Origin of the sequence: Vibrio bivalvicida, assembly GCF_001399455.2 — a bacterium.
Taxonomy (GTDB): domain Bacteria; phylum Pseudomonadota; class Gammaproteobacteria; order Enterobacterales; family Vibrionaceae; genus Vibrio; species Vibrio bivalvicida.
In genome coordinates, this window is sequence record NZ_LLEI02000021.1 from 310,141 (window position 1) to 325,939 (window position 15,799).

Annotated in this window: 13 protein-coding genes; 6 read left to right on the top strand and 7 right to left on the bottom strand. The window is 45.9% G+C overall.

Annotated features, from left to right (window positions below; all coding sequences use genetic code 11):
• Window positions 1-46 precede the first annotated feature (46 nt).
• Window positions 47-436: a helix-turn-helix domain-containing protein gene (locus APB76_RS06710; protein WP_054961024.1), complete on the top strand. Its 390-nt coding sequence runs from the start codon at window positions 47-49 to the stop codon at window positions 434-436.
• A gap of 109 nt (window positions 437-545) precedes the next feature.
• On the opposite strand, the gene APB76_RS06715 is transcribed toward APB76_RS06710, so the two are convergent.
• The 4 genes from APB76_RS06715 to fdhF all read right to left on the bottom strand — a co-directional run bounded on the left by APB76_RS06715 (window position 546) and on the right by fdhF (window position 6,272).
• Entirely contained in the window at window positions 546-1,034 is a 489-nt protein-coding gene (locus APB76_RS06715) for a DUF523 domain-containing protein (protein ID WP_054961023.1), read from the bottom strand.
• 13 nt (window positions 1,035-1,047) lie between these two features.
• Window positions 1,048-1,389, bottom strand: coding sequence for a hypothetical protein (locus APB76_RS06720; protein ID WP_054961022.1), 342 nt, complete (start codon window positions 1,387-1,389; stop codon window positions 1,048-1,050).
• A gap of 127 nt (window positions 1,390-1,516) precedes the next feature.
• Window positions 1,517-1,867, bottom strand: a complete 351-nt coding sequence (locus APB76_RS06725) for a cupin domain-containing protein (RefSeq protein WP_054961021.1) — start codon at window positions 1,865-1,867, stop codon at window positions 1,517-1,519.
• A gap of 193 nt (window positions 1,868-2,060) precedes the next feature.
• Window positions 2,061-6,272 carry a formate dehydrogenase subunit alpha gene (gene fdhF, locus APB76_RS06730; protein ID WP_054961020.1) on the bottom strand — a complete coding sequence of 1,404 codons (4,212 nt, stop codon included), beginning with the start codon at window positions 6,270-6,272 and terminating at the stop codon, window positions 2,061-2,063.
• Between the two features lie 316 nt (window positions 6,273-6,588).
• On the opposite strand from fdhF, the gene napG reads away from it, so the two are divergent.
• From napG to APB76_RS06745, 3 genes are all read left to right on the top strand, one after another.
• A complete protein-coding gene (gene napG, locus APB76_RS06735) occupies window positions 6,589-7,350 on the top strand; it encodes a ferredoxin-type protein NapG (protein ID WP_038197251.1) in 762 nt (253 codons plus the stop codon).
• Window positions 7,350-8,204: a quinol dehydrogenase ferredoxin subunit NapH gene (gene napH / locus APB76_RS06740; RefSeq protein ID WP_049844757.1), complete on the top strand. Its 855-nt coding sequence runs from the start codon at window positions 7,350-7,352 to the stop codon at window positions 8,202-8,204. Before napG ends, napH begins: the two co-directional genes overlap by 1 nt.
• A gap of 315 nt (window positions 8,205-8,519) precedes the next feature.
• On the top strand, window positions 8,520-10,103 hold the full coding sequence (locus tag APB76_RS06745; RefSeq protein ID WP_054961019.1) for an ATP-binding cassette domain-containing protein: 1,584 nt from the start codon (window positions 8,520-8,522) through the stop codon (window positions 10,101-10,103).
• 21 nt (window positions 10,104-10,124) lie between these two features.
• Here the strand turns inward: APB76_RS06745 and APB76_RS06750 are convergent, their stop codons facing one another.
• Both APB76_RS06750 and APB76_RS06755 read right to left on the bottom strand, forming a co-directional pair.
• A complete protein-coding gene (locus APB76_RS06750; protein ID WP_049844759.1) occupies window positions 10,125-12,590 on the bottom strand; it encodes a diguanylate cyclase in 2,466 nt (821 codons plus the stop codon).
• 125 nt (window positions 12,591-12,715) lie between these two features.
• On the bottom strand, window positions 12,716-13,756 hold the full coding sequence (locus APB76_RS06755; protein WP_054961018.1) for a helix-turn-helix domain-containing protein: 1,041 nt from the start codon (window positions 13,754-13,756) through the stop codon (window positions 12,716-12,718).
• Window positions 13,757-13,937: 181 nt separating this feature from the next.
• Between APB76_RS06755 and APB76_RS06760 the strand changes: the two genes are divergently transcribed.
• Together APB76_RS06760 and APB76_RS06765 are read left to right on the top strand one after the other, a co-directional pair.
• A complete protein-coding gene (locus tag APB76_RS06760; protein ID WP_049844761.1) occupies window positions 13,938-14,267 on the top strand; it encodes a DUF805 domain-containing protein in 330 nt (109 codons plus the stop codon).
• The gene (locus APB76_RS06765) at window positions 14,264-14,740 is read left to right on the top strand and encodes a hypothetical protein (protein ID WP_049844762.1); all 477 of its coding nucleotides are present in this window, start codon (window positions 14,264-14,266) and stop codon (window positions 14,738-14,740) included. Before APB76_RS06760 ends, APB76_RS06765 begins: the two co-directional genes overlap by 4 nt.
• A gap of 36 nt (window positions 14,741-14,776) precedes the next feature.
• Here the strand turns inward: APB76_RS06765 and APB76_RS06770 are convergent, their stop codons facing one another.
• Window positions 14,777-15,727 carry an endonuclease/exonuclease/phosphatase family protein gene (locus tag APB76_RS06770; protein ID WP_054961017.1) on the bottom strand — a complete coding sequence of 317 codons (951 nt, stop codon included), beginning with the start codon at window positions 15,725-15,727 and terminating at the stop codon, window positions 14,777-14,779.
• Window positions 15,728-15,799 lie beyond the last annotated feature (72 nt).

The following is a 15,799-nucleotide window of genomic DNA, read 5'->3' on the forward strand; positions in this document are numbered from 1 at the left end:
AATCATGTTACAACTTGAAGTTAACTTTAAGTCAACGGGAATATTTATGGATATTGCAGTCGTTTCTAAAGAGTCAGGTTTGGCGCCGTCCACTTTAAGGTATTATGAAAAGATTGGGCTGATTCGTTCGATTGGAAGAAATGGCTTACGTCGACAATACTCACCTAATATTTTGAATAAATTAAATATTATTTCACTGGGTCGGGCTGCGGGGTTATCGCTAGAAGAGATCGCATCCATGTTTGATGTCGACGATGAACTAGCCATTAACCGAAATTTGCTTACCCAAAAAGTGGAAGAAATTGATGAGCAAATCAAGAGGCTGGCAATAGTACGTGATAACCTCAACCATGTCGCGAACTGCCCTCAACCCTCTCATCTCGAGTGCCTATCTTTCCAAAAACTGATGAAATCAGCTAAGCGATATTTGCCGTAAAGTGTGAATGGCGATAATGAAACGTCGAGATACCAGATGATAGTAATGGGTATGTTGACAAGAATTTATTGTCGCTGATTTCCATCGAGTATTCTAATGTCAAAGCTCGCTAGCGAGCTCTCTTCAGTACGCTTCGAAGTCGGTCGATTGTATGTTGGCTGAATACCTTGATGCCATTTCTCTCCAATAAAGCAGTCGTTACTCCAGATCCAGTAATTTTTGTGCCACTGAATGTTCCATCGTAAATCTTGGAGCTACCGCAAGAAGGGCTGCCCTCGGCCAGTACTGCATACTTTATTTGCTGTTGCTGGCATATTTTCAAAGCATTTTCAGCGCCGACTACGAATTGAGCAGTGACATCAATACCATCATCTCCAACAACATTGGCGGAGCCACTAAGCACATCAATCCCTTCTCCGAAGATGATTTCAGCTGGGGCTCTTGGAGTAGAAAGACCTGCCGATACTTCAGGGCAAAAGATTACGAGATCTACATTTGATTGGAGCCAATGGAAATCGGATTCAGGTATGGATAAACAACTGGCGTTGTACCGAACTTTATTGCCAACCAAACAGGAACTAACTAAAACTTTCTCCAACTGAGATTCCTTTTTATGTGCATATCTGCGCTTTATTGATTTGCAGCCAGAATGATTCTTGGCACTGATTTGTAAAGTGTTTTTTCTTGGGGGTTATGTTTAGAGCGCTCGGTTGCTCAGTGACTTCGTATGAAATCCAGCATTCCTCACAGACTGTATCCGAGTCATGATCTGACAGCTCTCGTTCGGTCAACTTTCTCACACCGACACCATTGTTAAATGTTACGAGTAGTTCACTGTTTTCTATAAGTATTCCGTCTTCTTCGGTAGTCTGTTGCGTATGTACTCTCTCAATTATCGATAGGCCGTCAAGCTCTTCTTTCATTGCTGATACATACGTAAACAAATTATTCATTACATCTGCCTCTTTGAAGCCATAATCGTCCAACCACAAAAACCAGTAAATTGATTGTCATCATCAACTTAGCTGAACAAAAAAAGCGGAGCGTTTGGAATCCGTTTAAACGTTTTGCAATTGCTATTTACTTTAGACTTGCTTGAATTATTAACAGCTCAATTTCATTGCTCGAAGTGTTTACCAAACCATGTGTGCCAAAACGTTTGTTAACTATCATATCTCCTGAAGACACTTTTCTTTCCTTACCTTCGATGGTCATAGTGCCTTCACCTTTCAAAATGATATACATTTCTTCATCGTCTCCATGAGTATGTTCGCCCATAGAGCTTCCCGGCGGCATAACGACACGAATAGCGAAATCCCACGCACCGTCGAAATCTTTACGCTTGAATGCACGATAAATGTCTATTGAGCCTTCTCCGTCGTGGCTATTTTCATCCACTTCTTTTTCGCAAGTGTAAAAGTTACGTATCATTTTTTCGAATTCCTTTCTGATTATTTTCCGTAAATTTGCAAAGCGCTAAAACTACTGTTGGGAGAGTATTTCTACTACAACTCGTAGTTAATATTCACCAATCTATTTTATATCGTATCATGTTGGGGTTAGACGGATAAACAAAAAGAGCCAACCTCTCAGTTGACTCTTTTTCCCCATCTATAACAGCTAGTTAGGCATGGTTATCTGCGGTGCCTAGCGCTTCAACTCTCACAGCTGCGACCTTAAACTCTGGGATCTTAGCGTGTGGGTCGGTGGCTGTGGTGGTGAGCCTGTTTACTGGAGACTCGACAAAGTGGAAAGGAATAAAGATCACCCCTTTCTGGATTCGTTTGGTCACAAACGCATCGATCTCTATCTCTCCTCTTCGGGTCGAGACTTTCAACCTTTGACCATTTGAAATCCCCAACGCTTCGGCGTCTTGTACACTGATCATGGCTCTTGGCCCAGCAAGCTTGTCGAGCCCTTTGGTTTTACGAGTCATGGTTCCGGTGTGGAACTGTTCTAACACTCGGCCTGTGGTAAGCACGAGCGGGAACTCTTCATCAGGCAGTTCGGCTGCGTAGCGGAATGGAACCCCAACCATTTGCCCTTTACCTCGAGTGAATTGGGTTTGGTGCATGATGCGTGTGCCGTTCGGGTTGTTCTTGTTGCTCGGCCACTGGACACCTTCTGGCGTAATGTTATCCCACTTAAGGCCCGCATATTGTGGCGTGACGCGGGTGATTTCCGCTGTTATGTCAGCGACATTTTGATAGTGCCAGTCACTACCCATTGCATTGGCGATTTGTTGGATGATCCACCAGTCCTCTTTTGCTTCTCCTGGAGCGTTGACTGCGGCGTTGACTCGCTGCACGCGACGTTCTGTATTGGTGAAGTGACCAGATTTCTCGGCAAATGAGCATGAAGGTAAAACCACGTCTGCGTATTGGGCTGTCTCAGTTAAGAAGATGTCTTGCACCACTAAGAAGTCGAGCGTTTCTAATCCTTCAATTACATGGGCTTGGTTCGGATCACTCAATACTGGGTTCTCACCCATAATGTACAAGCCGCGCACATCACGTTGGCATGCGCCATCAATGATCTCGGTGAGTGTTAACCCGGGTTCTGCTGGCAGGTCGGGTGCGTTCCACTCAATAGAGAACTTCTGGCGTATCATTGGGTTATACACCTTCTGGTAGCCAGGGTAGTTGTTTGGCAGTGCACCCATATCACAGGCACCTTGAACATTAGATTGACCGCGTAATGGGTTGATGCCGCCACCTTCAATACCAATGTTGCCGCACAAAAGCTGTAAGTTGGCGATTGAGCGAACGTTGTCGTGTCCCGTTGTATGCTGGGTAATGCCCATAGAGTAGTAAACGGCGGTACGTTTGGCGGTGCCTATGGTGCGTGCCATCGCAAAGATGTCTTCAGCGCTGACGCCAGTGACTAGCTCAACTTTATCCAAGGCGTAAGCAGGGGACATCACTTCTTGAAGTAGGGTATCGAAGCCATCCACACGCTCTTCTATGTACTCTTGATCGTACCAACCGTTTTTAATGATCTGCTGCATCACGCCGTTTAACAGCATGACATCTGTCCCCGGTCTATGAGCGAGGTACAGCTCAGCATGGTCGACCATATCAATCCGTTTTGGATCAGCGACGATCAGTCGAGCGCCATGATGACGAATCGCCTGCTTGATATGCGAAGCGATGATCGGATGCGCAGACGTGGTGTCTGAGCCGATGATAAAGATAACATCCGAATGTTTGATGCTTGGGATGTCGTTGGTCATTGCACCACTGCCTAACGAGGCTTCAAGACCGGTTACGCTAGAGGCATGACATAGGCGCGCGCAGTGATCGACGTTGTTAGTGCCAAGCTCACGACGGATAAACTTCTGGAATGCATAGTTATCTTCGTTGGTGGTTTTCGCTGACGAGAAACCTGCCAACGCATTGCCGCCGAAGTCTTGCTTAATCGCAGAGAACTTCTTCGCGACTAAATCGATCGCTTCTTGCCAAGTGGCGGGTTGTAACCAGCCATCTTTGCGGATGAGTGGTGTGGTAAGCCTTGAGTCATCATTGATAAAGTCGAAACCAAAACGGCCTTTGACGCACAGCATGCCTTGGTTAACGGGAGATTCTGCCCCTTTAACGTAGCGGATTTGGTTGCTCGCCTCGTCGACATGCATGGTGAGCTTGCAGCCAACCCCGCAATAAGTACAAATGGTATCGACTTGTTTAAGTTGTTCGCTGCGACCTTGAGAGCGATCTCGGCTATCGACCATGGCGCCTGTCGGGCAGGCTTGCACACACGCTCCGCACTGCACACAGTTGGAGTCTCCCATTAGCAAACGACCATTTCTCGCTGAGCCAAAGTGCGGTCTATCATCGGGGCGAAGGGCAGGGCGTCCTTTCTCATCGTGAACAAAATTGAGAATGCCATGAACGGCTTGTTCGCTACATGCCTGAATACACTGACCACAGCTGATACAGCGGTTAGCATCGAATTCGATAAACTGCGAACTACGGTCAACGCGGAACTTGTGTCTAGGATCTTTACTGCGCAGTGTTAACCAGTCTTGATGAGATTTCACCTCTAGCGAAACTTTAAAATGCTGCTCGGCACCATATTCTGTTGAGTAGTCACGTAGATCACATTGGGTGTTGGCTTGGCAGCCACATTCAAGGCAGCGCAGTGCTTCTTGAATGGCATCATCGTTATCGAAACCTAACTCGACTTCGGCAAAGCTCTGCTCACGTTGCTCTGGAGTGAGCTCGGGCATAATGCTTCGCGCGACTTTCTCGATATGTTCGAAGTGAAGCGGATCAACTTGAGAGAGTTTCTTCTCTTTGCGCGAGTTGAACTCTGGCTTAGGCATATCTGTCATGTCGCCATTGAGGTATAAATCAATCGCTTTCGCAGCAATGCGGCCATCTCCCACAGCTTCTACTGCGGTAGCAGGGCCGCGCCTGAAGTCACCAATACTGAATATATTGCCTGTCCCCGTATGCATGGTGGCGTCATCTGTTTGCGCGGTATTCCAACGAGTCAATGGGATAGAAAGGGAGTCGTTATCCAGAAAGCTCAAATCCGGTTTTTGCGATACCGCGGCAATCACGGTATCAAACGCTTCAGTGAAGAACTCACCAGTGGCTTGTGGTCGGCGTCGTCCTGAAGAATCTGGATCACCTAGCGCCATTTTCTCTAACCGAACTGAACTGACACGACCATTTGAGTCGGCAATATTTTCGGCAGGATTGGTCAAGAATAAGAACTTCACACCTTCGTGTTCGGCTTCTTCAATCTCGTAGTCTTCGGCGGGCATCTCTTCGCGAGTACGGCGATAAATCAGGGTGGTATCTGCTCCGGCTCGGCGTGCTGTTCGAGCGCAATCTATCGCCGTGTTACCTCCGCCTATCACTGCGACCTTTTTGCCAGTGGTGTAGTTTTGCTCAGTGACATAATCTTTGAGGTAATCCACACCTAGGTAGCAGCCATCTAAATCACTGCCAGGATAGTTCATCTCTACAGCGAGTGATGCACCGACAGCGAGACACACCGCGTCATAATCTTCGCTTAATTGAGATAGGCTAAAATTCTCACCCAGCTTCTGATTCGTTTTCACCACCATACCGTTACGGCACATTAACTCGATCTCTTTGTCGAGAATCGCTTTAGGGAGTCGGTATTCGGGGATCCCATATCGAAGCCAGCCGCCGGCTTGAGGCATAGACTCGAACACCGTGACATCGTAACCTTCATTGGACAAGTAATAGCCTGCGGTTAGACCACCCGGCCCACTTCCGACAATCGCAATGGAAAGATTTTTGGCTGGTTTTTTCTCCGGTACATAAGATTCTTGTGCCGCAAGGTCAGCATCAGCAGCGTGACGTTTAAGTTGTCGAATGGCTATCGACTCATCAACCAGTGAACGGCGACATTCACTCTCACAGAATGCAGGGCAAACACGCCCAATTGAAAGCGGCATTGGCAGTGTCTTCTTGATTACTTCAATCGCTTTTTGATGATCGTTTTGTGCGATGAAATATAAGTAAGACTGAATATCGACACCCGCAGGGCAAGCGGTTTTGCATGGCGCTTCACAATCGGCGTAGTGATCTTGCATGATCCGGTTGAGTGCTTGCTTACGGTGGGCGCTGAGTTGTTCTGATTGGGTAATGACATTTAACTCAGAATAGACTTCTAATTCACATGCACGCTCTGTTCCGCCACTTTCTACTTCGACGACACATAAGTCACAAGGGACTTTTTGGTCTGATTTGTTCAGGCCACATAGTGAGGGGATATCTACACCACACACTTTGGCCGCTTCTAGAAGGGTCGAGCCTTGCTCAACAATTCGGTACTTTCCGTCTATTACGATTTCAATCATAAGACCCCCGCAGCAAAAATATAGCCACACATTCTATAAGGATAATATGTCGCAAGGAAAGTTCGTGTGACAAAAAACTCAATCTTTAGATATTTGTTGGATAAGGTGAGCTGTGCTTTCCCTGCAATTTTTCAATATGGGCGCTTTATCACTGCGGTTTGTTGATAAGCATCAATTGAAGTTTGATACACCTCTTTAGAGGTATGTATCTCGATCTCATTGCTCGCAAAAATAACCGCAATTTTACTATGGTTGCTATGCTTAAGTAGGTTGTAAGTCACCTTACAATGTAAGCGAAGGCGAGAGGTATTGGGTCATGAGTTCGTCTAATTCAAAGCTATCAGAGAGTCGACGCCGGTTCTTACGCGATGCCGCACGAACGGCCGCAGGGGTCGGAGTCGCTGCGACAGTATTGGGACTTCAGTCGACGCAAAGTCAGGCAAGAAACGGAGAAGGTGTGCCCGTTCGACCACCGGGAGCGCTCCCTAAAGGGGAATTTGAAGCCGCATGTACTCGCTGCGGTCTATGTGTTCAGGCCTGCCCTTATGATACCTTGAAATTGGCAACGCTACTCTCTTCTGTTGAATCAGGAACGCCTTACTTTAATGCGCGCAAAATTCCATGCGAGATGTGTGAAGACATCCCTTGTGTGCCTGCTTGTCCAACCGGAGCACTTGACCCTAATCTGACCAATATCGATGATGCTCGCATGGGTACCGCGGTCTTGATTGACCATGAAAGCTGCCTTAACTGGCAAGGTTTGCGCTGCGATGTCTGTTATCGCGTTTGCCCGCTGGTCGATGAAGCAATAACCCTTGAGCATATTCGTAATGAACGAACGGGCTATCACGCGAAGCTCATTCCAACCGTTCATTCGGACAAATGTACAGGTTGTGGCAAATGTGAGCAGGCTTGTGTGACCGAAGTTGCCGCAATTAAGATCATTCCAACAGAGCTCGCGAAAGGCAAGATGGGAGCTCACTACCAATTGGGTTGGGAAGAGGTAACCAAGTCACTGGAAAATAGCGCGCCGGAAGTGCCTGTAGAAGCGTTAGAAACGCTAGGAGGTAAGCTCTAATGGCTAAGAATCTAGCGAAAGATGCAGGAAAAGACGCAATCCGAGAACTCGGCTGGTGGAAGGCTCATCGCTTCTTGCTGCTGCGCCGTGTATGTCAGCTCAGCATCATTGCGTTGTTCATGGCAGGGCCAACCTTAGGTGTACTAAAGGGCAACCTATCGTCTAGCAATCTGTTTGATGTCATTCCGTTTAGTGATCCATTAATTGTTCTTCAAACACTCGCAGCAGGGCATATGCCTGAACTCACCGCTTTGATTGGCTTCGCCATTGTGGTGGTATTTTATGCTGTAGTGAGCCCGCGTGCTTTTTGCGGCTGGGTTTGCCCACTTAATATCGTTACCGACTTCGCCGCTTGGCTGAGAAGAAAGCTCAATTTAAAGGCGAGCTACCGTTGGTCATCTAAACTTCGTTACTGGTTGATTCCAGTACTACTTATTGGCAGCGCAATTTCGGGAAGCGTGCTTTGGGCGTGGATTGATCCGGTTGCCACCCTTCATCGTGGATTGGTGTTTGGAATGGGGGCTGGCTGGATACTGATTGTTATGGTCTTCTTGCTAGACTTGCTGCTTGTTGAACACGGCTGGTGCGGTCACTTATGCCCGCTAGGTGCAACCTACGGTGTGATTGGTTCAAAGAGCTTACTTCGTGTTTCAGCAGTGCGTCGTGAAGACTGCACCAAATGCATGGATTGCTACAATGTTTGCCCAGAGCCAGAGATTTTGCGTCAACCGCTAAAAGAAGGTGACCGACGAGTCATGAGCCAAGACTGTATGAGCTGCGGACGTTGCATTGATGTGTGTGCAGAAAAGGTCTTCGAGTTCAAAAACCGTATTTCGGTTCAGCAAGTCGATTAATTACAATTCGAGATAAAGAGATGAACAAGCTTATGTGTGCGGTTGATCATCTCTTTATTTTTTAGTGCTTGAAGTTTGAACAAAGATTACCCTATACTCCCGCCATCACTTCTTTAGGAGATTACGCCAATATGAATAACTAACACCTGTTATCCAGTTTTACATCGTTTTTAGGATTTCACAGGGTTAGTCGGCGTAGCTCCGTCTGTGCTCAATCGAGCATGACTTCTCTTATACAAGATTGTTTTTTATCGCATTTGTTTGCGATCTGTTTGCTACGTGCAATGCCTAATCCTGTCTAACAGGAGGCAATTTATGCCAGTTATACAAGCCAATAAAATCAGCTACCACTTCGACAATGGCGAAGTGCTTTTCAGTGATATCTGTTGTTCGTTAACGCAATCTAAAGTTGGGTTAGTCGGACGTAACGGGGTGGGGAAGTCGATTCTCGCCTCTATTCTAACCAAGGCTCTTTATCCCACTCAGGGTGAAGTCGCGTTAAATGCGAGCGTGAAAACCTACACTCAATTACCTTCAAAGCTACTGGATGGCAATATCTCGGTTGCGCAGTACCTTGGGGTCGAGAGTGTTCTTCGCGCTTTGGCGAAAATTGAGCAAGGGGATTGCGACGAACAGTTGTTCGAAATTGTCGGAGAGCAATGGTCTTTGAAACAAGAGCTCGAATCCCAGCTTGGTGAGATGCAGTTACCGCGAAACACGGACTTTCTCTGTTCAGAGCTAAGTGGTGGGCAACTCGCACGCTTGCAGTTGTGGCAACTGTTTCAATCTGAAGCGCAGCTGCTTGTGCTTGATGAACCATCCAACCATTTAGACAAACAGGGCCGCGAGTGGCTTCGTGAGCAAATGAATGCCTTCACGGGTCATATTTTGCTTATAAGTCATGATCGCTTTTTATTGCGAGAAATGGAGCAAATATGGGAGCTTTCAACCTTGGGGTTAGCCCAATATGGCGGTAACTATGATGACTATAGAAGTCAAAAGGAGCTCGAAGTTACTGCGGTTGAACGTCAACTAGACAGTGTCCACAAGGAACAAAAAAGGCTTGAGCGACAAGCGCAGAAGAACAAAGAGAAAGCCGAGCAAAGACAAGCAAAAGGAATGAAAGCGCGCAGAAGTGGCAGCCAACCTAAAATCTTGCTTGATGGTATGAAAGACAGTGCTGAGCGAACCATGTCTAACAAGCTGAAAAACGAAAACAGTCGTCGAGAGCTGCTCGATAAGAAAGAGCACGCTTTGAACAAGAGGAGTGAGCAGTTAAAAGCGCAAAAGTTCTATATGGGTGAAAATCATGGAGGCCGGAAAGGACAGCTAGTTTCGATAGTCAATGGTGTCTTACCTTATGGCTGCCAGGAGCCTATTCACTTGCAGCTAACGGGAACTAGCAAACTTTGGTTGCATGGGGGCAATGGGTCAGGCAAGTCTACCTTACTTAATATCTTGCGGGGTAAAAGTACTTTGCTCAGCGGTGACTGTTATCTCAATACGCCGTTATTTTACTTAGACCAACACTTTGGCTTGTTAGATAACACCAAAACTCTGTTAGAGGCGGTGATGGAGATGTGCAGTGGACTAGTGGAAGCAGAATCCCGAACTTTGTTAGCAGGTATCGGTTTTCGGCGTGGTTCGGTTTTCCGCACAGTCAAGCAGCTAAGTGGTGGCGAGAAAATGAAGTTGTCAATGCTGGTAGTCAGCCACCAGCCAACTCAGCCGGTACTTTTGTTGGATGAGCCTGATAACCACCTCGATCTGGAGTCTAAGCAGTTACTTGCTGAGACGTTAAATCAGTACGGTGGAGCATTTGTCTTGGTCAGTCACGATGAGGACTTTGTGCAGGAAAGTGGGGTAAATGAAACTTACAACCTGAGTAACGAGTTTTAATCGGCTAAAGGCTTAAGTTCGCTACTTTAGCTCTTTAACAACAACCGTGTTACGGCCGCTCTCTTTGGCATCATAGAGGGCGGCATCAGCGGTTTCATAAAGTTGTTCCATCGTGTACTTAGGTTTGTTGGTCGTCACTATTCCGAACGAAGCCGTAATAACATCAGAAGCGCGGCTAAACTGGTGCTCTAACTGTAACGATTCAATCTCCAGTCGGATTTGGTTGACGAACGATATGGCTTCTTCTGGAGAACGCCCCGTAAACAGCACCCCAAATTCCTCTCCGCCCAGGCGGAAGCAGTAATCAGAACTTTGCTGACACTGCTTTTTCAGGGCATTAGCAAACTCGACGAGCTGTTTGTCACCGTTAAGATGTCCGTAATGGTCGTTGTATTGCTTGAAGTCATCGACATCAATAATTACAAAACTCAGCCAGTCTTGGGTGCTCTGCGCTCGTAAGATTTCTGTAGGGAGCTTTTTGTTATAGTAACGGCGGTTAAACAGTCCTGTTAAAGGGTCAGTAATCGACAGCTGCTCGATTTTGTTTTTCTCATGTAACAGCTGCTGTTCTATCTGCTTTCGCTCGGTAATTTCGCTATTGAGTTTGTCATTTAACTTGGAGAGTTTGCTCGTCCAGTAACTTAGTAAAATTAACACCGACAGTGACACAAGAGCGATTTTCCACACGAGACTATAATCCACTCCGTGTTCGTATCTAACCGTTACCCATCGGGAGTAGATGGTTTGTTTCTCTTCTTCAGAGAGGGCGTCCAAAGACTTCTGCAAGATGCTGTTAAGGATTGGCCAGTCGCTTCGCACTGCCATTCTTAGATCAATTCGATACGGTGTGAGCCCTGAGACTTTAAGGTTGCTATACCCTTCGCGTGTCATAACATAGTTGGCGGTTGCAATATTACCTACGTATGCATCTACTTTGCCTGATGCGACGGATTGCAGAGCATCTGATACGTTTTCAGCCGCATACAGCTTGATTTGTGGGTGATTGTCTCGCAGTAGTTCGTATGAGCTATACCCTTCTACCGCTGCAACCTGCATACCATTGAGAGCCTCAATATCGCGCACATAAGGAATGTCTTGATTGGTGATAATCATGAGTGGAAAACTGAGGTATGGGCGAGTGAAGTCCAGATATTGCTCACGATCTTGCGTGACAGGAAGAGCAGGGTAAATGTCTAGTGCTCGCTGTTTTGAAGCTTCAACAACCTCAGACCAACTCATATTGGTACTGGGAACAAGCTCTATCCCTAAGCGCTGAGCGATCAGCTTAATGTAGTCGGCAGCAATGCCCTGATACTCTCCACTACCGTCGACATACTCAAACGGCGGCCAATCTATATCAATTGCTAACCTTAGTTCGTTATGATCTCTTAACCATTCTACTTCTTCATCGGTCAACTTGAGTGCTTTGGTGTTTTGATAATAACCATCAAGTAGGAATTTGATGCTGAAGTTATATAGTTTATCGCTCTCATGTTGTTTAGAGAGCGCCTGAAAATCAATACGTTGCCAATTGTCGTCAATAAAGCTTTGAAACATGGCTACATTGGCATGATTGATTGAATAGAATGGGGAGCGAAACTGGGTGGATTCAGCAATAAAATCGTGACCATCAAGATAGTCGTTCAACAAGATCATGCTCCACGCCGCTTCGGTAAAGTGACCGCCAACCGAGATATAGGGCTCTCCCTCTTCAATTACTCTAAGTGCTTCCGGTAGCCAATCCACTCCTCCGATATAGATGGAATTTAGCGGTAACTCTAGCTCTCGCATGGCATCTCTGGCACCTAATGCGATAGTGTCAGAGGCGGCCCATACCATGTTGATCTCAGGATGACGTTGGTAAAAATGCTTAAATTGGCGTTTCGCTTCTTCACGCCCCCAACTCATATTGGAGTCACTTTCTGCAACAACAGTTACGCTCGGGTTGTGCCGTATAAATTGATAAAGCCCTTGGTTTCTCTCGATTGCCGATAACTCCTTGAGATTACCATTGAGCACCAGCATTTTTACTTTGTTGATCTGACCATTGGCTTTTAGCAGCAGTTGCTCGGCCAAAACGGAACCTGCTTTGATATCGTTAGGAGTAATTTCTCCAATCCAGTAACGATATTTGGTTCGAGGGAGAAAATCGCGGGAGTTAAACCCTGTGTTGAAAAGAATACTCGGTATTTTGCACTTCTCAGTAATGGTAAGCAGCTTTTCACCTATCTGTTCGTAGTTCATGAACAGAACACCATCTACGCCTTTCTCACATGCTTGGGAGACTTGCTTCAACATGGTCTCGGGTTGGTTCTCTGCATCATAGACATGTAAGGTAACGCCAAGGTCATTGGCAGCCGCTTGGGCAAATCTTATTTGTGATTGCCACGAAGCACTCTCTGTTCGCGGAACAAACAGCGCGATCTCTGCACTCATAACTTGAATGGGTAACAATAAGAAAAACAACAGTATTGCGCGAACTTTCATTAGTACCGTTCAAGAGATGGGTTTTCTCTAGTATAGCAGTCGCTACTTTAGTCAGTTAGGCGTAGTTCTAAGTCGTAATTAAGTTTAAGTTCAATGTTTGTGTCAACGAACTCAGATGGTTAGGTTTATTGCGCTGATTTAGCTTTACGATACTGACTTGGGGTCATACCAGTGATTCTTGAAAATTCCCGGTTAAAATTTGATTTAGTCTGAAAGCCACTATTCATGAAAATCTGTGTCACGGTATCTTGAGAGCTGCGTAGCGCCTGTTTTGCATGGCAAACGCGGTAAGAGTTTATGAGTTTAGAAATATTTTGAGCATGTACTTGATTGACTGCGATAGAAATATGCTTAGCGGGTATGACGAGTTTACGGCTAAGTTTCGCGAGTGTTAAATCGGGATCGAGATACAGAGACTCTCGACGTATTTTCTCATCTAACAAAGACGTAATCTCGATAGCTCGCTCTTGTGACATCGTCATTGTAGAAACAGTATTACTTATCAAATGATCTGGCTGTGCTTCAGCGTTCTCAGTCTCTGAGATAGGTGTGTTTATGCCAACAATAACGACAGCAATAGAGAGCGTCGGCAACAATACTAGGTGGGCAACAGTCAGTATATATAACGACATCTCCCCTTTGTTGTAAGCGAAATCCAGTGACATCAATGTATCGACGAGTGCTGAAAACAGTAACATCCAACCCGCAATACTCTCTGCTTTCTTAACGTTATCCCAACTTCCTAGAGAAACATTGATCAATAAGGACTCTTTTCCTGCAAACCGGATCAACCCAATGCCATAACCGATATAGGTAAGAGTGAGAACTTCATCTATAGGGAGTGACAACCAATCTTGAGTAGCCACGCTAGTCAATATGTATGCAGGCGCGACAAAGTGCTTTACTAGTGACCATAAGTTTCTTTGCGTTGATGCCGAAAAAACGAACCAAGCACAAACCGGAATCAGAGAAGCTAAAACGGGCTGGAAAAAGTTAAACAGTGAGACATCAAATGTCCATCTCAAACCTACCATAGCGATTGTTGTTGCGCACAACCCTAGAAACAAACAAGCTGCTTTGGTTTGTCGCTCGAAACGCAAATAGAGCGTAATCGCTAATAGCCCAAGTAGCATTGAGACAACAAAAGGCACAGGAATGGCGAGCATAATCGGTCCTAGATGAAGTTTGATTCCGTTTCGAGTACCAATAAGGATAACTCTTTGAAATTTAATTAAAACCAATAATAGGACAAATGCCGGTTTTGAGACGACCTAGAACGCGATTTAGGTCTTTTTAGATTCGAAATCGCCTGAAAATCTCCTTGTTGTTTATAAAGGAGTGACATTTATGCGGTTTTATTTATTGGCGTGGAGGCGCAGTTTTGACTTCTCTGGCTGCTCGTCGAAACAGGAATTTTGGTGGTTCTTCCTTGTACATGCCTTGGTTAGTTTGGTTTGTATATTGGCTGATGTTGCGATGAAAAGTTGGTTTGATGCTACCTATGGCATTTTGAGCTTAATTCCTACTCTTTCTGCTATAGCTCGAAGGCTCCACGATAGTGGTAAAACAGGATATTGGGGCTTTGTGTTTTTCGTCCCCATTGCAGGGCCATTTTGGTTGGTTTACCTGTTAGCTCAACCGACTCTTACGCATATGACTGAGGAGGCGTCAGCATGAAAAACGTCATCAAGCTTCTATTTCTATGTTCGGCTTCCGCAGTTGCTGTTGCCTCGCAGGAAGTGCCATCCAATTCGTTAGGCGTTATCGTCGCAGATCAAATGACCCAAGGACAATTAGTTTGGCTAAAAGGAAGGGTTGGAAATGCCATCTACCGTTTTTCAGATCCCGATGGTCGCGATTGTACTATGGAGCTGCCAGTGGCTATCGGTAGTGTGTCAGATTCTGGGTTAGGGATCAGCGAAGCAAAGGGTTTTACCCTTTATGTGGTTAGTGAGCAACTTAATCAGGCAATTCAACATGGTCAACGAATAAATAGTAAAAATTGGCGGTTTTCGCTTAACCTAAGTGATGCTCCCATAGATGGATTCATCACTGGTGGTATCGGTGCCGAAGAGGGTTTTATATTGAACTCGAAGAGAAGGTGGATCTCTTGGCTTATGGGAGAGGAACCAAAAATTGGGTGCAGTTAAGTAAGCAGAAAACGAGTGGATGTCACTCGTTTTAGCTTATAGAACAAACTGAACTGTTACAGCGACAAAGGCATGGTCACTGGCTTTCTTGTCTTTTTCAAAGCTTGGGTTGATCAAGTGGGCATCCAGTGTTTGGTACTCTGTGACGTCAGCCATCGAATACTGAGAGTCGGGTTGAAACTCCTGTGACAGCAGAATGTAGTCGAGCACATTCCCTTTAGCAAAATGATAGTGAGTAGGCGGTCGCTCACTTTCAAATGCCGATGTAGGTTGAAGCTGCCAGCTATCTCTTAGCCTGAGTTGTTTATCATCTTCATTGAGTTGCTGAGTCAGTAAACCAGTAATATTGCTGCTTATCGCTTGGTTCATATCTCCCATCAGCACCGTTGGGATTGGGTGGTTATTATATAGCTGTTCCATAAACACTCGTAGCATAACCGCTTCCCATCCCCTTTGCTGGCTTGATAACCATTGACCCAAGAGTGAGTGAGCTTTCTCAGCATCAAGGCTGTCTATTGGCCGTTGTGACTTAAGGTGACAGACATAAACGGCTACCTCGCCGATATCTGGTATCTCGACCGTGGCATGAATTGGTTTGCGGCTAAAGTCGGGAGCCTTAACCTGATAGCTCTCTTCAATCGAAGTTAGCGGAGTGACGGCACTGACGCTGACAATTGGGTATCGTGATGCAATGGCGACAACGGGTTGAGAGCAAATATAGTCCTGCTCTAGATGAGGTTCGTCGACGACCGCAAAATGAGGGTAGCCTAGTTCTTCAAATAAGATTCGCGCGGCGTCGATACTAAACACCTCTTGAACACCAACAATGTCCGCGTTTAGGATGTTGAGTTTTTCTTGAGTCCAGCGACACTTCTCTTTCCATGCTTCGCCATCATAGATGTTTTCAAAGTCGTAAAACGCCTTTGGAGGCTCTACAAAATTAAACAGATTCGCCGTAGCGAAAGTCAGCGTTTTATTGGTCAGCAATGGAACGGCTCTACAAACTCTAAAAGTTTAGTGTAATCAAAATCCAACTAACTTGCTGTAGCTGAATAGTTT